Source organism: Streptomyces sp. NPDC088157 (assembly GCF_044741545.1).
In the GTDB taxonomy this organism is placed as follows: Bacteria; Actinomycetota; Actinomycetes; order Streptomycetales; family Streptomycetaceae; genus Streptomyces.
Window position 1 is genome coordinate 230,908 of record NZ_JBIUSU010000011.1, and the last position, 17,732, is coordinate 248,639.

Sequence of the window (17,732 nt, forward strand, 5' to 3'; positions counted from 1 at the left end):
GGACCATCGCGGGGCGGGCCGCCGCCCGCAAAGCCGCCGCGTCCGCCCCGGGCCCCACCGGCGTGGTGCTCAGCCCCGCCCGACGGACCTCAGCACCACGAACTTCCGGTCACCGGCGACCGGTTCACAGTTGCCGAACAGCCGCTTCAGCTTCACGTGATAGCCGAGGTGCCGGTTGCCCACCACCCACAGCTCGCCGTCCGGCCGCAGCGCGCGCCGGGCCCCCGTGAACATCCGCCAGGCCGTGGCGTCCGTCGTCGCCTGGTGGGAGTGGAACGGCGGGTTGTTCAGCACGACGTCCACACTGCCGTCCGCCACCCCCGCCATCCCGTCCCCGACCCGGAACTCGGCGTGCCCCGGCACCCCGTTCGCCTTGTACGTGGCCTCCGCCGACGCGACCGCCTGGAACGACTCGTCCGTGAACAGCACCTCGGCCTCCGGGTTGGCCAGCGCCACCGCCGTACCGACGATCCCGTTGCCGCAGCCCAGGTCGACGACCCGGAGGTTGCCGCCGGTCCTCGGCAGGTGCTGGAGGAGGAACCGGGTGCCGATGTCGAGCCGGTCGGCGCAGAACACGCCCGCGTGGTTGACGACCGGACGGCCGGCGAGGGCGCCGCCGAGGTCGCCGGGAAGGTCGTAGGCGTACGGCCACGGGCTGGCGGGGCGCTTCAGCGACGGGTCCGGGGTGCAGAGGATCAGCCGGGCCTTCTGCTCGGCGAGGGAGGTCCGGGTCGGCCCGAGGATCCGCTCGAACAGCCGCAGCGTGGAGGTGTGGATCTCCTTCACCATGCCGGTGCCGACGACGACCGTGGCCGCGTGCACGGCGGGCGCCAGCCGCATCAACTGGTCCTCGAGCAGCGCCAGGCTCTTGGGCACCCGGACCAGGAGCACGTCGATCCGCTCCGGCACCGGGTCCTGGGTGGTGAGCAGCCGGACGGCGCCGGTCTCCACGCCGGCCCGCGCGAGGTTCGCCCGGGTCGCCTCCTGTCCCAGCCAGGAGTCGGTGATCTGCGTCGGGCGGTGCGCCGCGAGCGCCGTCACCAGCGCGCCCCAGCGGTCGCCGAGCACCACCACGGTGCCGGTCAGCGGAACGTCCTGCTCCGCGAGGTGCCTGAGCAGGTACGCGTCGGACGCGTCCCAGGCACGCAGCCTCTCGCGCGGATCCTCGGGGTGGCGGGCCAGCGTGACCTCGCCCCACGGCGTCGTCATACGGTCGTTCATCGTGCTGCAAGGCTAACCGAGCCGCAGCTCAGGCCCGGTGTCGGACTCGTGGCGGAGGATGGGCCCATGGACTCCGAGCTGTTTCCCCGGGAGCGTGCGCAGGTGGCGCCGGGCGCGCTGCACGTGCCCGACTGGCTGGACCCGGCGCACCAGCGTGAGCTGCTCACCGCCTGCCGGGACTGGGCCCGTCCGCCGGCCGGCCTGCGCACGGTCCGTACACCCGGCGGCGGCACGATGACCGCCCGCCAGGTCTGTCTGGGCTGGCACTGGTACCCGTACGCCTACGCCCGCACGGTCGGCGACGGGGACGGCGCGCCCGTCAAGCCCTTCCCCGCCTGGCTGGGTGAGCTGGGCCGGCGTGCGGTGGCCGAAACCCTCGGGCCGGCCGAGGCCCGGGAGGCCCCGTACGACATCGCACTGATCAACTTCTACGACGGCGACGCCCGGATGGGCATGCATCGTGACGCCGACGAGCGGTCCGGCGCGCCCGTGGTGTCCCTCAGTCTCGGCGACACCTGCGTCTTCCGCTTCGGCAACACCGAGACCCGCGCCCGTCCCTACACCGACGTAGAGCTGCGCAGCGGCGACCTGTTCGTGTTCGGGGGGCCGGCCCGGCTCGCGTACCACGGCGTGCCGCGCGTCCTGCCGGGGACGGCGCCGGCCGCGCTGGGGCTGGACGGGCGGCTGAACGTCACCCTGCGGGTCAGTGGCTTCCCGGACGCCACCTGACGAAGCGGATCATGGGAGACTCGCCCTCATGAGCGGCAAGGCGGACCCCCGGCCGGCGGGGGAAGGGACCACCTCGAGGGCGCGGTTGGACCGGGGGCGTGGCGCGCTCGGGCCCGCGCTGGAGCTCGTGCACACCGGGCGGGCACCCACCCGCGCGGTGCTCACCGCCGAACTCGGCGTCACCCGTGCGACGGCCGGCGCGGTCGCGGCGGAGCTGGAGGCGCTGGGCCTGATCAGGGTCGACGCGCGGCCGGGCGCCGCCGCCGGTTCGCAGGGCCGTCCGTCCCACCGGCTCGAGGTCGCCGAGGAAGGCCCGGTCGCCCTCGCCGCGCAGGTCCACGCCGACGGGTTCCGGGCCGCGCTGGTCGGTCTCGGCGGGCGGATCGTCGCCACCACGCCCAGCTGTGAAACCGTCGACGCGGACCCCGCCAAGGTGCTCGGCGCCGCCGTCGACGCCGGCGCCGAACTGCTGCGGCAGACGGGCCGGCCCTGTGTGGGCGCCGGCCTCGCCGTACCGTCCGCGGTCACCGAACCCGAGGGCCTTGCGCTGAACCCCCTGCACCTGGCGTGGCCGGTGGGCGCGCCCGTGCGGGAGATCTTCGCCGAGCGGATCCGCGCAGCCGGGCTCACCGGCCCCGCGTTCGTCGGCAACGACGTCAACCTCGCCGCCCTCGCGGAACACCGGCACGGCGCCGGACGCGGCGCCCGCGACCTGTTGTGCGTGGCCACCGGGCACCGGGGTGTCGGCGGCGCGTTGGTGCTCGACGGCCGACTGCACACGGGCAGTTCGGGCCTCGCCCTGGAGGTCGGCCATCTCACCGTCAACCCCGAGGGCCGCCCCTGCTACTGCGGCAGCCGCGGCTGTCTCGACGTGGAGGCGGACCCGCTCGCCCTCCTCACCACCGCGGGCCGCGAACCCGGGCCCGAGGGCTCCCTGCTCCAGCAGGCCAACGAACTGATCCGGGACGAGTACGGCGACCCGGTGGTCCGTATGGCGGCCGAGGCCCTGATCGACCGGCTCGGCCTGGGGTTGGCCGGTCTGGTCAACATCCTCAACCCCGACCGCATCATCCTCGGCGGCCTGCACCGCACGCTCCTCGACGCCGACCCCGACCGCCTGCGCGCGGTCGTCGCGGACCGGAGCCTGTGGGGCCGCAGCGGCGGTGTCCCCATCCTCGCGTGTTCCCTCGACCACAACAGCCTGGTCGGGGCGGCCGAGCTGGCCTGGCAACCGGTGCTGGACGACCCGCTGGGCGCGCTGCGCCCCCTGTGAGCCGCGCCGCGTCGCACAGGGGGCGCAGGGCCCACAGCCCGGCCCCCGGCTCACGGTCCGGCCCCGGCCGATAGTCCGGCTCCCCAGCTCACGGTCCGGCTCCCCGGCTCCCGGCTCACGGTCCGGTCCCGGCCCACAGCTGGCCCGGTCCGCAGTCCGATGCCGGCCCCCGCGCGGGCTGCCCGCAGGAAGCCCGGTCCGCAGTCCGACCGGGTCCGCAGCCCGACCCGGCCAACGGCCCGACCCGGCCAACGGCCCGACCCGGCCAACGGCCCGACCCGGCCAACAGCCCGGCCCCGGCCCGCAGTCCGGCCCGACCGCAGCCCGACCGGGTCCGCAGTCCGGCCCGGCCCACAGCCCGCCCCGGCCCGTGCGGGCTCCCCCCGGCCGGCCGGGCTCGGAGTCCAGCTCGGCTCACAGTGCGGACCGCGCACAGTCCGGCCCCGGCCCGAAGCGCTGCTTCGACGACAGTCCGGCCCCGCCGAGAGTCCGGCCCCGCCCGCAGGGCTGCTGCGCCTACAGCGTGGCACCGCCGTCGATCACCAGGTCGGTGCCGACGACGGATGCCGCGTCGTCCGAGGCCAGGTACAGCACGGCTTGGGCCACCTCCTCCGTCGACGACACCCGGCCCAGCGGTGACTGCTCCTTCATCCGCAGGGCACGCTCGGCCTCGGACTCGCCGGGCCGCAGCGACATGGCCGTCTCGGACGGGCCGGGGCTGACGGCGTTGATGCGGACGCCGTCGCGTATGTGCTCCAGCGCGGCGCCACGGGTCAGGGCGGTCACGGCCGCCTTGCTCGCGGCGTAGGCGGTCAGGCCCGGAATCTGGCGGTGCACGCCGATGTTGGACGACACGTTGACGATCGCGCCGCCACCCGGCTGCGACCGCATCTGCCGTACCTCGGCCCGCAGGGCGAGAAAGACACCGGTCAGGTTGGTGTCGACCATGGACCGCCAGTCCTCCTCGTCGACGTCGGCCAGCGGCCGCCCCGCCCGCAGGACCCCCGCGTTGTTGACGGCGACGTCGAGTGAGCCGAAACGGTCGACGACCGCGCGGACGAGCGCGTCCAGGTCGGCGGCGCGCGAGACGTCGGCGACCCGGGCGATCGCGGTCCCGCCGGCCCGCTCGACGAGCCCGGCCGTCTCGTCGAGCGAGGCGCGCGTGCGCCCGGCCACGACGACCGCGGCCCCCTCGGCGGCGAAGGCGAGGGCGAGGGTGCGTCCGATGCCGGAGCCACCGCCGGTGACGAGTGCGGTGCGGCCGGAGAAACGATTCCGAGACATGCCAGTCCTTTCCAGACCGATCATTCCAATATGTGGGCAGGTGAAAGTGGCCCCGACATTTCTCCAGGGCGGGTCGGTCGATCAGTCCAGCAGGGTGAGCGCCTGCTCCGCCGCGTCCCGCACCCGCGCGGGATCCGATGAGGCCTTGCCGACCACTCGCAACCCCTGGAGCAGGACCAGCAGCATGCGCGCCAGTCCGCGCGGATCACGCCCGGCCGGCAGTTCGCCATGCGCCCGCGCGCGCACCAGCGCCGACTCCAGCAGTGTCTCCAGGTGCTCCCAGCCCCGCTCGACCCGGCGGGCCGCGGCGAAGTCGTGCGCGGCCAACTCCGCCGCCGTGTTGGTGGCGAAACACCCGTAGGTACGGGTCGCCTCGTCCGTGGCCTCCGCCGCGAACCGCCGCACCACCGCGCGCACCGCGGGGAGTGCGGGCCCCGGCTGCGACAACTCGTCCAGTAGGAGCGGCTGGTGTGTTTCCCCGTACCGGTCAAGCGCCTTCAGATACAGGTCGTGCTTGTTGCCGAAGGTCGCGTAGAGGCTGGCGCGTCCGATGCCCAGGTGCTCGACGAGGTCCGCCATCGAAGTCGCCTCGTAGCCGCGCCGCCAGAAGAGCTCCAGTGCCGACTGGAGAGCCGCGTCCGGATCGAACTCCTTGGTTCTCGCCATGAGGTGACGCTAGATCAATCGAGAACGAGTGGTCAAGTATGGGACGTGGTGTCGGTCAGTCGCCTTCGCAGGCGTCGGTGCGGAACTCCTCGATCGACGCGGTCGCATACCCGTCGGCGTCGGCGCCCCGCACGTCACCGGCGAAGTAGCGGACCTCGCCCGGTGTGAGCGCGGCCAGGTCCGCGAGCGTGAAGGACACGTCGGCCGTGGACCACGAGTTGTCCTCGGTCGCTCCGTACAGGACGTAGGTGCGCTGCCGTTCGAGCGCCGTCGACATCGCCCTGTCGACGCTCCAGCCCTCGCCGCCGGTGTGCAGCGGCCAGGTGACGTAGCCCGTGGCGGGCTCCGTGCGGCGCCAACTCCCCACGTCCTCGGACTCGTCACCGCTGCCCTGGGTGTACAGGATTGCCGCGTCGATGTGGTGGTGACAGACCATCAGCACACCGACCGGCTGTCCGTCCTCGTCCACCGTGATGCCCGTGCCGCCCGCGACCGGCACCGTGCAGCCGGTCAACGAGGCCAGCACCGCGGCGCCGGCGCAGGCCGCGGCGGCGTACCGGATCCGCATGGTCACCCCCCTGGGAGACTCACATCGTGGTCCTCCCCGCGGCAACGGACAAGGCACGTAAGCCAGTTGTTACCGGACCCGCGCCGCACACCGCAGCCGGTCGCGGACCCGCGGCACACCGGGGTCGGCCGGACGACGCACCCGAGGAACGGCTCGACGTGCTGCACGCCCGGCTGGTCGAGGACCTCTCCGGGTCTCCTGGGTCCGAAATCCCGCCCCAGGAGACCCGGATCGGCCGCCCCGCCGCCGTCCTGGCCCACGAGCGGCCGAACCCGATGCTCGACGGCCGCCGGGCGTGGCTGGACGGTCCGGTCGGCGCGGCGTCGAAGTAGGTTGACGTCATGACAGACGAACTGACCGTGAGTGTCCTGGGGACCGGCATCATGGGCGCCGCGATGGCCCGCAACCTCGCCCGGGCCGGTCATACCGTGCGCGCCTGGAACCGCACCCGGGCCAAGGCCGAACCGCTCACCGCCGAAGGCGTGCGGGTCGTCGACACCCCCGCCGAGGCGGTCGAGGGAGCGGACGTCGTCCTGACCATGCTGTACGACGGCCCCGCCGCCCTGGAGGTCATGCGCGAGGCCGCTTCCGCCCTGCGTCCCGGGACGGCCTGGGTGCAGTCGACGACCGCCGGGATCGGGGCCATGGGCGACCTGGCCGCCTTCGCCCGCGCGCACGACCTCGTCTTCTTCGACGCGCCCGTGCTGGGCACCCGGCAACCCGCCGAGGCCGGTCAGCTGACCGTGCTGGCGGCGGGCCCGAGCGAGCACCGCGACGCGGTCGCGCCCGTGTTCGACGCGGTGGGCGCACGCACGGTGTGGACGGGTGAGGACGGCGGCGAGGGCAGCGCGACACGTCTGAAGCTGGTGGCCAACAGCTGGGTCATCGCGGCCACCGCCGCGGCCGGCGAGGTCCTCGCCCTGTCGCAGTCCCTGGAGGTCGACCCGGAGGCGTTCTTCGCGCTGATCGAGGGTGGCCCGCTCGACATGGGGTACCTGAAGGCGAAGACCGGCCTGATCCTCGACGACCGGCTCTCGCCGCCGCAGTTCGCGGTGACGACGGCCGCGAAGGACGCGCGTCTGATCGTCGAGGCCGGCCGTGAGCGCGGCGTCCGGCTCGACGTGGCGGCGGCGAGCGCCGAGCGTCTGGAGCGGGCCGCCGCTCAGGGCCACGGTGACGAGGACATGGCCGCCGCCTACTTCGCCAGCTTCGACAAGAAAGCCTGAACCGCGAGGAGACCCCGTGTCCAAACCCCCGCTTCCGCCCGAGGCCGTCGAACTGCTGAGCCGCCCCAACCCCTGTGTGATGGCGACCCTGCGCTCCGACGGAACCCCCGTCTCCACCCCCACCTGGTACGTCTGGGAGGACGGACGCGCCCTGATCAGCCTGGACGAGGGCCGGGTCCGGCTCCAGCACCTGCGCCGCGACCCGCGCCTGACCCTCACCGTCCTGGCCGCCGACAACTGGTACACGCACGTCACCCTCATCGGACGGGTGGTCGAGCTGCACGAGGACGAAGGCCTGACCGACATCGACCGTATCTCCACCCACTACACGGGCAAGTCGTACCCCGACCGGGTCCGCTCCCGGGTCAGCGCCTGGATCGAGGTCGACCGCTGGCACGGCTGGGGCGCCCTCAAGGACAGCGACCAGGCGTCCCCCTGACCGTCCCGAGACCGCGGCGCCCCGCCGGCACGGCCGCCGCCGGCGGCACTGCCGGCAGCGCCACCGGGCCGGCAGCGCCACCGGGCCGGTTTTCAACGCCACTCGACGCCGAAGGCCCGCCCCGGGTTCTCCGCGAGGATCCGCGTCACGAGTTCCTCACCCACGGCGAGCACCAGGCGCGGCCGGACCCGGCGCAGCAGATACGGCATTCCGGGGCCGCCGTCGACCGAACGGGCCGCCGCCGTCGTGGTGTCACCGCCCAGCAGGAGCCGGTCGCCGTAGCCGGCGTCGGCGAGGGCCCGCACGGCGTCCGGCATCCGCCAGTCGGTGGCGTGGTTGGCGCGTGACGGGCCGTCGAAGGCCAGCCAGCAGCCCGCCTCGGCGGCCAGGCGGTGCACCACCGCGTCGGGGGAGCGGTTGAGGTGCCCCAGGATCACCCGGTGCGGGGGCACGCCCAACTCCCCGCACAGCAGATCGAGTACGTCGAGCACGCCGGTGCCCAGCTCCAGATGGACGGCGATGGGCGCGTCCGTCGCGTGATGCGCCTCGGCCGCGGCGGTCATGGTCCAGCGGGTGTGCGCGTCGAGGGCGTGGAACCCGCCCGCGACCTTGACGAGCCCGGCGCGGACCTCCGACGTCCCGATGCCCTCGGTCAGTTCGGCCACGAACACCTCGGCGAGCCGGTGTCGCAGACCGTCGAGCGTCGCCTCGTCGTAGTGCACGTCCTGGTGCAGCCCCGTCGCGGCCACCAGCTGGACCCCGGTCTCCCGGGACAGCGGGGGCAGATCCGCCGCGCGCCGTCCGAGACCGTACGGCGTCCACTGCACGACGGCGTCACCGCCCTGCGCGCGGAACGCGTCGAGTTCGGCGCGCGCCGCCGAGCGGCTGTTCAGCTCCTGACCGGGCAGTCGGGGACTGCCGAAGAACAGGTGGTCGTGCGCGTCGCACACACCGAGCCGCTCGGCCGGGACGTCCCCGAGTACCGTCCGTACCGCCCTCACCACTGCCTGCCCCCGGTCAGGGCGGTCCGCTCCGGCGCCGACAGGTGCAGCACCCGGAACAGGTCGCCGTCGGCCTTCGGCGTGTCGTGCTCCCAGAGCGAGAAGTGCAGGCTCTCCCAGCGGCTCGTGTCCACCGCCGCCGCCGCGAGCACCGCCCCGTCCTCCCGGGCCAGCCGCCCGGCCTCGTCCACCGCCTCCCGCACGGCCTCGGAGAGCACCGCCCCGTCCGGCACCGGTCGCCGCCGCCGTACGGCGAACAGGGCGGGGGAGCCGACGGCGACGCCCTCCTCGTAGGCCAAACCCGTCCACTGACGGACCGTCGGGCGGCCGAAGTCGTCGCTCAGCCCCTGGAAACCGCCGCCCCAGAGAAACGCGTTCATGCCCTCCACGGTGTTCCAGAGGTAGAACGGCGCGTACTGGTTGACGGGCGAACCGTGCACCCCGCGTTCGCGCATCAGGTACGCCTTGAGGCCGAGGCCCTCCCAGTCGTCGAGCAGCGGCCCGACCCGGGACGCGCGCGCGTGGATGACGTCCATGTCGTAGTCGGCGGGCAGCGTGAGCTCGTACTGCATGGCGTGCACGGGGCCTCCTAGTCGGCCGAACGAGGTGCGAGGAGCGAGAGCAGCCCGCGGACTGCCGCGTCGAAGGCGGCGGGCGAACCGGACGCGCGGGCCAGCACGTATCCGCCCTGGACGGTTGCGAGGACGGTGGCGGCGATCGCCTCGCCGTCCAGCTCGGGCCCGAACTGCCCCTGCTCCTTGCCCTCTTCCACGAGATGCGCGATCCGTTCACGGATCAGGTCGATCGTCTCGTCGACGGGTGCGCGCAGCTCGTCACTGGCGATCACGTCCGGATCCATCGTCAGGCGCCCGACGGGACAGCCGCGCAACACGTCCCGCTCGCGCGTCAGATACGCCTCGATGCGCTCGTACGGTGTGCCCGGCCCGTCCAGTACCCCCTCGGCGGTGGCCCGCAGCTCGTCGGCCGTCCGCCGGATCGCCGCCAGGGCGAGGTCGGGTTTGCCCTTGAAGTGGTGGTACATGCTGCCCTGCCCGGCGCCGGCGCGCTCCAGGATCGCCTTGGGGCTGGTCCCCACGTAACCGCGCTCCCAGAGCAGCTCACGGGTGGACTCGATGAGTCGCTCCGAAGTGCTCATGAGCCGACTGTACATACTAGTAGTTACAGACGTCCAGCCCTCAGGGAGCAGCCAGGACGGGCGCGCGTACTCCCGGCGACGTACGCGCACTGCCGCTGCCCGTACGACGACCCGGACCCCCGCCCGGCGAGACGCTCGAGGCATCACACAGATCCCCTGAGGAGATGACCCGAGATGAACACCCTGGCGAACTGGGACGGTGGCGGACCCGGCCCGTGGATCCTGTTCCTCCCGCTGATCTGGGCGGCCGTGGTGATCGGCGTCGTCACGGTCCTGCGCCGCACCGGTCGGCGAGGCCGTCGTGGCCCCTGGGGCCCGGTCGGCGACCCCCGCCCCACCGGGGACTCGCCCCTCGCCGTCCTCGGCCGTCGTTTCGCCTCCGGCGAGATCGACGAGGACGAGTACTGGCGCCGGCTGTCCGTCCTGGACGAGCAGTTCGGCCGCGCGGCCAAGGGCGGTGCGGCATGAGCACCGCGACCGCCACCACGGCCACGCGCAACGCCGCGCGGGTCGTCGACGCCGTGAAGGTCTACGGCGCCGGCGACACCGCCGTACGGGCCCTGGCCGGGGTGAGCGTCGCCTTCCCGGCCGGACGCTTCACCGCGATCATGGGCCCGTCCGGCTCGGGCAAGTCCACCCTGATGCACTGCGCCGCGGGTCTGGACACCCTCACCTCGGGCGCCGCGTACATCGGCGACACCGAACTGCGCACCCTCGACGACCGTCGCCTCACCCTCCTGCGCCGCGACCGGGTCGGTTTCGTCTTCCAGGCGTTCAACCTGGTGCCCACCCTGACCGTCGAGGAGAACATCCGGCTGCCACTGGACCTGGCGGGCGAGCGGGGCGAGTCGGAGTGGATCGACGCCCTCGTGGACGGCGTCGGGCTGCGCGACCGGCTCCGTCACCGGCCCTCCGAGCTCTCCGGCGGTCAGCAGCAACGCGTCGCCGTGGCACGGGCGTTCGCCGGCCGGCCGGACGTGGTCTTCGCCGACGAGCCCACCGGCAACCTCGACTCCCGCACCGGGGGAGAGGTGCTCGGGCTGCTCGCCCGCACCGTGCGCCGCACCGGCCGCACGGTCGTCATGGTCACTCACGATCCGGTCGCCGCCGCCCAAGCCGACGAGGTCGTCTTCCTCGCCGACGGACGGCTCGTCGACCGGATGGAGTCCCCGACCGCCGACCGCGTCCTGGACCGCATGAAAGCATTCGAGGTGCCGTCATGAACGCGTCCCTCCGCCTGAGCCTCTCGTCCCTGCGCGCCCACCGGCGCCGCTTCGCCGGAACCTTCCTGGCCGTCTTCCTCGGCGTGGCCTTCCTGGCCGGAACGCTGGTCATGGGGGACACCCTGCGCGCGAGCTTCGACTCGATGTTCGGCAACGCGACCGCGGGCACCGACGCCGTGGTGCGGGGCTCCGACACCATCACTGCCCCCGGCGGGAGCCAGGGCGTACGGCAGCCCGTCAGCACCGGCCTGGTGCGCACGGTCGAGGCCGTGCCCGGCGTCGCGGCCGCCGCGCCCGACATCCAGGGCGCGGGGCAGGTCGTCGGCGCCGACGGCAAGCCGATCGGTGGCCAGGGCCCGCCCACCCTCGCGGGCAACTGGATCACCGACCCGCGGCTCAACCCGTACCGGCTCGCCGAGGGCCGCGCCCCGGCCCGGTCCGGCGAGGTCGTCGTCAACCGGGGCACCGCCGAGAAGGGCGGCCTGGAGATCGGCGACACCACCACGCTGCGTACGCCCGACCCCGTGCGCGTGACGATCGTGGGCCTCGCGACCTTCGGCGGCGAGGACGGCATGGCGCAGGTGACCTTCACCGGCATGACCCGCGCCGACGCCGAGAAATACCTCACCGCCAGGCCCGGCCGGGCGGCGGACATCGTCGTGCGCGCCGCCCCGGGAGTGAGCCAGGCGGAGCTGGTCGACCGGCTGACTCCCGTACTGCCCACAGGAGTCGAAGCCATCACCGGTCAGGAGGCGGCGCAGGAGAACACCGACATGATCGCCAGCCGGTTCCTGACGGTCTTCACCACGTTCCTCCTGGTGTTCTCCGGAGTGGCCCTGCTGGTCGCGACCTTCTCCATCCACAACACGTTCGCGATCGTCGTGGCTCAACGCGCGCGTGAGAACGCTTTGTTGCGCGCTCTCGGCGCCTCCCGTCGTCAGGTGACCGCGGCGACCCTCGTCGAGGCCGTGGCCGTCGCCGTGACCGCTTCGGCCGCCGGACTCGCGGGCGGCATCGGTATCGCCGCCGGGCTCCAGGCGCTGTTCCCGGCCATCGGATTCCCCTTCCCCGAGGGCGACCTGGTGATCGGCGCCCTGTCGCTGACCCTCCCCCTCGTGGTCGGCGTCCTGGTCTGCCTGGGGTCCGCGGTGCTGCCCGCCGTGCGGGCCGGCCGCACCGCCCCGCTGGCCGCGCTGCGCGAGACGGCCGTGGACTCCTCGGGCGCCTCCCGCCTGCGCGCCGTCACCGGCACGGGCCTGATCGTCCTCGCCCTCGTGCTGACCCTCACCGGCGTCCTCGTCTCGCCGTCCGTGTGGTCGGCGGGTGCCGGAGCCGTCCTGGCCCTGATCGCCTTCGTCGTCCTCGGCCCGGTGGCCTCCAGCACGGCCGTGCGGATCCTCGGCAGTCCCCTGGACCGGCTGCGGGGCGTCAGCGGAGGGCTCGCCCGCCGCAACGCCCTGCGCAGCCCCAGGCGGACGGCGGCCACCGCCGGCGCCCTGATGATCGGCGTCGCCGTGGTCTCGCTCTTCACCGTGTTCGGGGCCTCCCTCAAGGCCACCATGGACCAGACCGTCTCCCGCTCCTTCGCGGGCGACGTGGCCGTCAGCGCTCCCTCCTTCGGCGCCGGCGGCAGCGGACTCAGCCCGAAGCTGGCCCCGGCCATCGGCGAGCTGGCCGAGGTGGACACGGCCGTCGGGCTCGGCCGGGGAGTCGCGGAAGTCGACGGGAGAGGACGGGCGCTGACCGTCACCGACCCGGTCGCACTGCGCCGCGCCTTCGACCTCGGCACCGTTCAGGGTGACCTGGGCGCCCTCGGGACCGACGGCATCGCAATCACCCGGCAGGAGGCGGACCGCCGCCACCTGACCACCGGTGACACCGCCCGGCTCGCCTTCACCGACGGCGACGAGAAGACCTTCACCGTGCGCGCCGTCTACGGCCGCTCCGAACTCGCAGGCGACTACGTCATCACCCGCGCGGCCTGGGCGCCGCACCGTACGCAGGACGCCGACACCCTGGTCGCCGTCTCCTTCGGGGACGGCGTGAGCCCGGCCGCGGGCAAGGCTGCCGTGGAAAAGGTCGCGGCGCAGTACGGCAACCCCGAGGTGCAGACCCGCGACGAGTACGCGCGATCCTCGGCCGGCGGCATCGACATGATGCTCACACTGGTCTACGCCCTGCTCGCCCTCGCGGTGCTCATCGCACTCCTGGGCATCGCCAACACGCTGACCCTGGCGATCCACGAACGCACCCGGGAACTCGGTCTGCTGAGGGCCGTCGGCCAGACCCGGTCCCAGCTGCGGGCCATGGTCCGCTGGGAGTCGGTCCTGGTCGCCGCGTTCGGCACGGCGGGCGGCCTGGCCCTCGGCGGCTTCCTCGGCTGGGTGCTGGTCCGGGCCTCCGACGGGGCGAGCGACAGCGCCTTCGCCTTCGCGGTGCCGCCCGCGCGACTCGCGGTGGTGGCCCTCGTGGGCGTCGCGGCCGGAGCCCTCGCCGGCCTGCGTCCGGCCCGGCGCGCGGCCCGGCTGGACGTGCTGCGCGCCATCGCGGCGGAGTGAGGTACACCCGAACGGCGTACACCTCGGGGACTGGTCACCGTGATCACTGCGGACGTCCGCCCCCAGGGTGACGTCACCGCCCGGTCAGCCGACGACGGCCGACCGGGCGGGGGCATGTGCGGGCCGCAGATCGTCGACGGAGACGACCTCCGTGAACCGGGGCGAGACCTGCTCCCGGGGCGTACGACGCGGCGGACGCGCCGACAGCTCGCGCGCGGCGACGGGCGCAGGCAGCGTGAACCACACGACCTTGCCCGACTCGCCGTCCGGCCGGGCGCCCCAGCTCTCGCTCACCGCGGCGACCATGGCCAGCCCGCGCCCACAGGTGGCGAGAGCCCCGTCGTCGACGGCCCCCACGACCGGCAGGCGCGGGTCGTGGTCGCGAACGGAGACGGTGAGCCGGTCGAGCAGCAGCTCCATCTCCACGACGCACGTCTTGTCGGGCTGCGCGTGCAGGTGCACGTTGGTCAACAACTCCGTCACACCGAGCGCGGCCCGGTCTATGAGCGGATCCATATGCCAGTAGCGCAGCTGCGCCGATACGATTCTGCGGACCTGGCCGATCCGCGACGGCAGGGCCTGAAGCTCGACCGTGCAGTGCCTGCTTGGGTTGGTGATCACGGCTGCGACTCCCCGACTTAGGTCCGGAAGAACACGGAGTTCGGATCGAGCAGGGCAACTGCGCAAGGCGGCCGCCTGCTGTCGTGGCCGGCGGGGGCTGGTTCGCAGCGTTATCGCCGGTAAACCCAGAGTGACGTGAGACCAGAGTGGCGCAGGGGCCGCGGTGCCGCAACTCGCGGTGGTCCGGCCGCCCGCCGGGGTCTTCGTCGGCGCCGGCTCAGCCGCCGCGCCCCGCCGCCCTGCGCACGGCCTCGATGAAGCGGCGCGCCGCGGGCGGCCCGGGTTCGCCGGGCGCCGGATCGTGGTCGCCGAGCGTCAGCAGATACCGCTTGCCGTTGAGGTCGGCCAAGGCCCGGTCCTCCGGTGCGAACCAGGGCCTGGAGGCGCGGACCGCCTGCACGGGCGCACTGTCGATCTCGCTGCCGTAGCTGGTCAGCAGCTCCAGCCTGCCCTCATTGATCCGGACCTGGCCGGCTCGGGTGAGTGAACGCAGCCGCTTCCCGATGCGCACGCCCGTAGCCGTGAACTCCGGCTCCGCCATGCCTCCCCGCCCCCTTGTACGCCTGGGCGAGCCGAACCGTGCACCCGCGTGGGTCGTGATCCAGCCCGCGTCGTGATCGAACCTGTCCTCGATCCAGTGTGCGCCCCCGTTCGGGACCCGCGTCCGGACCGGCGTCATCACCAGCCCGGGCCTTCGCCCGACCCGGTGCAGTCTGCCCGCGACCGGCGTCGAGCACCAGTGCGCACGACACCTCGGCGACACCCGTCCGGAGCATTCGCGGGAATGCGCCCCCACGCGCCCGCAGCTGCCCCCCAGGGCCGCCTTTGAGGCTCCCAAAGGTGTGTTTATGCAGGTGAGAAGCGTGTTGAAGGTGCCTATGATCGGTGTGTCGGCCGCGCGGACCACCGTCGGCGCAGAGCTGAAGGAGTCCCCGCCGTGACCATGCCCCAGCCCAGCCGGACCGGCGCCACCCTCGACGTCGACCGCACCGACACCGCCTACCGCGACTGGCTCAAAGAAGCCGTCCGCAAGGTCCAGGCGGACGCCAACCGCTCGGCCGACACGCATCTGCTGCGCTTCCCCCTCCCAGAGAAATGGGGCATCGACCTGTACCTCAAGGACGAGTCGACCCACCCCACCGGCAGCCTCAAACACCGGCTCGCCCGCTCTCTCTTCCTCTACGGGCTGTGCAACGGCTGGATCCGGCCGGGCCGTCCGGTGATCGAGGCGTCCAGTGGGTCGACGGCCGTCTCCGAGGCGTACTTCGCCAAGCTGATCGGGGTGCCCTTCATCGCGGTCATGCCGCGTACCACGAGCGCGGAGAAGATCCGCCTGATCGAGTTCCACGGCGGCCAGTGCCACTTCGTCGGCGACCCCCGCACGATGTACGAGGAGTCGGCCCGCCTCGCGGTGGACAGCGGCGGCCACTACATGGACCAGTTCACCTACGCGGAACGGGCCACGGACTGGCGCGGCAACAACAACATCGCCGAATCCATCTTCCGCCAACTGGAACTGGAGCGGTTCCCGGAGCCCGCCTGGATCGTGGCCACGGCCGGCACCGGCGGCACCTCCGCGACCCTCGCCCGGTACGTCCACTACACGCAGCGCAACACCCGCATCTGCGTCGCCGACCCGGAGAACTCGTGTTTCTTCGAGGGCTGGACCACCGGCGATCCGGACGTCACCTGCGACTGCGGCTCACGCATCGAGGGCATCGGCCGCCCGCGCATGGAGCCCAGCTTCGTGCCCGGCGCCGTCGACCGCATGATGAAGGTCCCGGACGCGGCCGCCGTCGCCGCCGTACGAGCGCTGGAACGGGCCATCGGCCGCAAGGCGGGCGGCTCCACGGGCACCGGACTGTGGAGCGCGCTGAAGATCGTGGCCGAGATGGTGGCCGACGGACGACAGGGCAGTGTGGTCGCGCTGCTGTGCGACCCGGGCGACCGCTACCTCGACAAGTACTACTCGGACACCTGGCTCGCCGACCAGGGCCTGGACATCGCCCCGTACACCGCCGTCATCGAGTCGCTGCTGGCCACGGGCGTCTGGCGGACCTGACCCCCCGGACCCGCTCCCCGAGCCGGAGGGCCGTGACGCTCAAGGGGTGAGCCGGCGCTCCAGCCGCGTCATCGCGTCCCGGAACGAGCGCCCCAGACCGGCTCGGGCCGGCCGCATGACCGCCCGGAACACCCCGTTCCCGTCGGCGGCGAACGTCCACTGCACCCGCGTCCGCGGCCCGGCCGGCGACAGCCGCCACTCCTCGACCAGCGCCCGGAGGCCCGGCGCGTTGGTGACGTCCACGCGGTAGGCGTACACCTGTGGCCCGTCCGCCGCGATCACCGTCTCCCGGAAACGGCCGCCGCCCCTCAGCCGTACGTCGCGCCCCGCACCTCCGTCCCGGGGCCGGACGGACGTCACGGCCGGGAACCACTCGGCCCAGCCGGACACGTCCTCGGCGAGCGCGTGGAAGACACGCTCGGGTGAAGCGGACACCTCCCGGGCGAAAACCAGCCGTACGGGAGCCGTACCGACGAAGCCGAGCCCTTCGGGGCGCAACCGGTGAGCCATGCGCGCAACCTCCTCACGGCGAGGAACGGGTGCGTCACCCTAGCCGCAGCCCCCTCAGATGTCTGTACCCTCACCGGGCTCGCCCGCGACCACCAGCCGGCGCAGGTGCTCGGAGATCTCCGCGCGCGCCGCCCCGGGCAGCCCCGCGTCCGTCACCAGCGTGTCGACCTGCTCCAGCGCCGCGAACGAACTGAGGCCCACCACGCCCCACTTGGTGTGGTCCGCGACCACCACGACCCGGCGCGCAGACTGCACCAGGCGCCGGTTGGTCTCGGCCTCCGCGAGGTTCGGCGTCGACAGGCCCGCTTCGGCCGATATCCCGTGCACGCCGAGGAACAGCATGTCGAAGTGGAGTGCCGCGATGGCCTGGTCGGCGACCGGGCCCACCAGCGAGTCCGACGGTGTACGCACCCCGCCGGTCAGCACGACCGTGGCCGCGCCCTGCCGGGGACCCGAGGAGCGCTGCGCCATATGGAAGACGTCGGCCACCCGCACCGAGTTGGTCACCACCGTCAGGTCCGGCACGTCCACCAGATGGTGCGCCAGCGCGAACGTCGTCGTACCGCCCGACAGCGCGATCGCGCTGCCCGGGGTCACGAGTTCCGCCGCCGCCTTCGCGATGTCCTCCTTGGCGGTCAGCTCCAGGCCCGACTTCGCCTCGAAGCCGGGCTCGTGGGTGCTCGCCTCCACCACCGGTACCGCGCCGCCGTGCACCTTCTCCAGGACACCCTGGCGCGCCAGCGCGTCGAGGTCGCGGCGCACCGTCATGTCCGACACGCCGAGCTTGCGGGTCAGCTCGTTGACACGGACGCCGCCGCGACGGCGTACCTCGTCCAGGATGAGGGCGCGGCGCTGCTCCGCGAGGAGGTTCTGATTCTCACTCACGTACGCTCCGGTCCTTTCCCTCGACCCGTCCGACAGGCCCGCTCACCTGCTCCGACGAGGACATTCTCGCCGATGCCGGTGCGGGGGCGTCCCATCCTCGCACGGCTCGCTCACAGCTGGTCCACCACCCCGACGCGTCCATGCCACCCAGGCGGCGCACCGGCTTTTCCGCACGGTCCGGGGAGGTTCTGTGACAGGAGGTGTATCAAGCCCTGGGAGTGGCGATCCTTATGTCCGCACGGACACATGTCGAAGGCGTGTCACGGGGGAAGTGCGAACAGTGGAACGTGCCTCTGCGGACAGACCGGCC

The 17,732-nt window shown here is 73.2% G+C and carries 20 protein-coding genes; 9 read left to right on the forward strand and 11 right to left on the reverse strand.

Annotation, left to right across the window (positions count from 1 at the left end; genetic code table 11):
- Positions 1-69 precede the first annotated feature (69 nt).
- A complete protein-coding gene (locus tag ACIPFH_RS36985; RefSeq protein WP_401833605.1) occupies positions 70-1,209 on the reverse strand; it encodes a methyltransferase in 1,140 nt (379 codons plus the stop codon).
- Between the two features lie 78 nt (positions 1,210-1,287).
- Between ACIPFH_RS36985 and ACIPFH_RS36990 the strand changes: the two genes are divergently transcribed.
- On the forward strand, positions 1,288-1,950 hold the full coding sequence (locus ACIPFH_RS36990) for an alpha-ketoglutarate-dependent dioxygenase AlkB family protein (RefSeq protein WP_401833457.1): 663 nt from the start codon (positions 1,288-1,290) through the stop codon (positions 1,948-1,950).
- 28 nt (positions 1,951-1,978) lie between these two features.
- The gene (locus tag ACIPFH_RS36995; RefSeq protein WP_401833454.1) at positions 1,979-3,223 is read left to right on the forward strand and encodes an ROK family protein; all 1,245 of its coding nucleotides are present in this window, start codon (positions 1,979-1,981) and stop codon (positions 3,221-3,223) included.
- Between the two features lie 516 nt (positions 3,224-3,739).
- Here ACIPFH_RS36995 and ACIPFH_RS37000 read toward each other — a convergent pair.
- The 3 genes from ACIPFH_RS37000 to ACIPFH_RS37010 form a co-directional block, all read right to left on the reverse strand.
- Positions 3,740-4,507 (reverse strand): SDR family NAD(P)-dependent oxidoreductase, encoded by a 768-nt coding sequence (locus tag ACIPFH_RS37000; RefSeq protein WP_401833600.1) that lies wholly within the window; start codon positions 4,505-4,507, stop codon positions 3,740-3,742.
- A gap of 81 nt (positions 4,508-4,588) precedes the next feature.
- Entirely contained in the window at positions 4,589-5,173 is a 585-nt protein-coding gene (locus ACIPFH_RS37005; RefSeq protein ID WP_401833451.1) for a TetR/AcrR family transcriptional regulator, read from the reverse strand.
- A 55-nt stretch (positions 5,174-5,228) separates the two neighbouring features.
- The gene (locus tag ACIPFH_RS37010; protein ID WP_401833450.1) at positions 5,229-5,741 is read right to left on the reverse strand and encodes a hypothetical protein; all 513 of its coding nucleotides are present in this window, start codon (positions 5,739-5,741) and stop codon (positions 5,229-5,231) included.
- A 158-nt stretch (positions 5,742-5,899) separates the two neighbouring features.
- On the opposite strand from ACIPFH_RS37010, the gene ACIPFH_RS37015 reads away from it, so the two are divergent.
- Genes ACIPFH_RS37015 through ACIPFH_RS37025 form a run of 3 tightly spaced genes read left to right on the forward strand, consistent with a single transcriptional unit; the run spans position 5,900 to position 7,406 of the window.
- Complete coding sequence (locus ACIPFH_RS37015) at positions 5,900-6,073, forward strand: hypothetical protein (protein ID WP_401833448.1); 174 nt, start codon at positions 5,900-5,902, stop codon at positions 6,071-6,073.
- A gap of 9 nt (positions 6,074-6,082) precedes the next feature.
- Positions 6,083-6,967: an NAD(P)-dependent oxidoreductase gene (locus tag ACIPFH_RS37020; protein ID WP_401833447.1), complete on the forward strand. Its 885-nt coding sequence runs from the start codon at positions 6,083-6,085 to the stop codon at positions 6,965-6,967.
- Between the two features lie 16 nt (positions 6,968-6,983).
- Positions 6,984-7,406, forward strand: a complete 423-nt coding sequence (locus ACIPFH_RS37025; protein WP_401833445.1) for a PPOX class F420-dependent oxidoreductase — start codon at positions 6,984-6,986, stop codon at positions 7,404-7,406.
- 92 nt (positions 7,407-7,498) lie between these two features.
- Here the strand turns inward: ACIPFH_RS37025 and ACIPFH_RS37030 are convergent, their stop codons facing one another.
- From ACIPFH_RS37030 to ACIPFH_RS37040, 3 genes are read right to left on the reverse strand one after another with little or no spacing between them, the layout of a single operon-like run.
- A complete protein-coding gene (locus ACIPFH_RS37030; protein ID WP_401833443.1) occupies positions 7,499-8,407 on the reverse strand; it encodes a phosphotriesterase in 909 nt (302 codons plus the stop codon).
- Positions 8,404-8,988 (reverse strand): DUF4865 family protein, encoded by a 585-nt coding sequence (locus tag ACIPFH_RS37035; protein ID WP_401833442.1) that lies wholly within the window; start codon positions 8,986-8,988, stop codon positions 8,404-8,406. The genes ACIPFH_RS37030 and ACIPFH_RS37035 overlap by 4 nt, the downstream gene beginning before the upstream one ends.
- Before the next feature lie 8 nt (positions 8,989-8,996).
- Complete coding sequence (locus ACIPFH_RS37040) at positions 8,997-9,563, reverse strand: TetR/AcrR family transcriptional regulator (RefSeq protein WP_401833440.1); 567 nt, start codon at positions 9,561-9,563, stop codon at positions 8,997-8,999.
- A 174-nt stretch (positions 9,564-9,737) separates the two neighbouring features.
- Here ACIPFH_RS37040 and ACIPFH_RS37045 point away from each other — a divergent pair, with 174 nt between their 5' ends.
- From ACIPFH_RS37045 to ACIPFH_RS37055, 3 genes are read left to right on the forward strand one after another with little or no spacing between them, the layout of a single operon-like run.
- Positions 9,738-10,031 (forward strand): SHOCT domain-containing protein, encoded by a 294-nt coding sequence (locus ACIPFH_RS37045; protein ID WP_401833438.1) that lies wholly within the window; start codon positions 9,738-9,740, stop codon positions 10,029-10,031.
- Entirely contained in the window at positions 10,028-10,786 is a 759-nt protein-coding gene (locus ACIPFH_RS37050; protein WP_401833435.1) for an ABC transporter ATP-binding protein, read from the forward strand. Before ACIPFH_RS37045 ends, ACIPFH_RS37050 begins: the two co-directional genes overlap by 4 nt.
- A complete protein-coding gene (locus tag ACIPFH_RS37055; protein ID WP_401833433.1) occupies positions 10,783-13,344 on the forward strand; it encodes an ABC transporter permease in 2,562 nt (853 codons plus the stop codon). The genes ACIPFH_RS37050 and ACIPFH_RS37055 overlap by 4 nt, the downstream gene beginning before the upstream one ends.
- An 84-nt stretch (positions 13,345-13,428) precedes the next feature.
- On the opposite strand, the gene ACIPFH_RS37060 is transcribed toward ACIPFH_RS37055, so the two are convergent.
- Together ACIPFH_RS37060 and ACIPFH_RS37065 are read right to left on the reverse strand one after the other, a co-directional pair.
- The gene (locus ACIPFH_RS37060; RefSeq protein WP_401833431.1) at positions 13,429-13,965 is read right to left on the reverse strand and encodes an ATP-binding protein; all 537 of its coding nucleotides are present in this window, start codon (positions 13,963-13,965) and stop codon (positions 13,429-13,431) included.
- Between the two features lie 217 nt (positions 13,966-14,182).
- Positions 14,183-14,506 (reverse strand): hypothetical protein, encoded by a 324-nt coding sequence (locus tag ACIPFH_RS37065; RefSeq protein WP_356258797.1) that lies wholly within the window; start codon positions 14,504-14,506, stop codon positions 14,183-14,185.
- Between the two features lie 402 nt (positions 14,507-14,908).
- On the opposite strand from ACIPFH_RS37065, the gene ACIPFH_RS37070 reads away from it, so the two are divergent.
- On the forward strand, positions 14,909-16,027 hold the full coding sequence (locus ACIPFH_RS37070; RefSeq protein ID WP_401833604.1) for a PLP-dependent cysteine synthase family protein: 1,119 nt from the start codon (positions 14,909-14,911) through the stop codon (positions 16,025-16,027).
- Positions 16,028-16,066: 39 nt separating this feature from the next.
- On the opposite strand, the gene ACIPFH_RS37075 is transcribed toward ACIPFH_RS37070, so the two are convergent.
- Positions 16,067-16,537 carry an SRPBCC family protein gene (locus ACIPFH_RS37075; RefSeq protein ID WP_401833429.1) on the reverse strand — a complete coding sequence of 157 codons (471 nt, stop codon included), beginning with the start codon at positions 16,535-16,537 and terminating at the stop codon, positions 16,067-16,069.
- Between the two features lie 54 nt (positions 16,538-16,591).
- Positions 16,592-17,422 (reverse strand): DeoR/GlpR family DNA-binding transcription regulator, encoded by an 831-nt coding sequence (locus tag ACIPFH_RS37080; RefSeq protein WP_401833427.1) that lies wholly within the window; start codon positions 17,420-17,422, stop codon positions 16,592-16,594.
- Positions 17,423-17,732 lie beyond the last annotated feature (310 nt).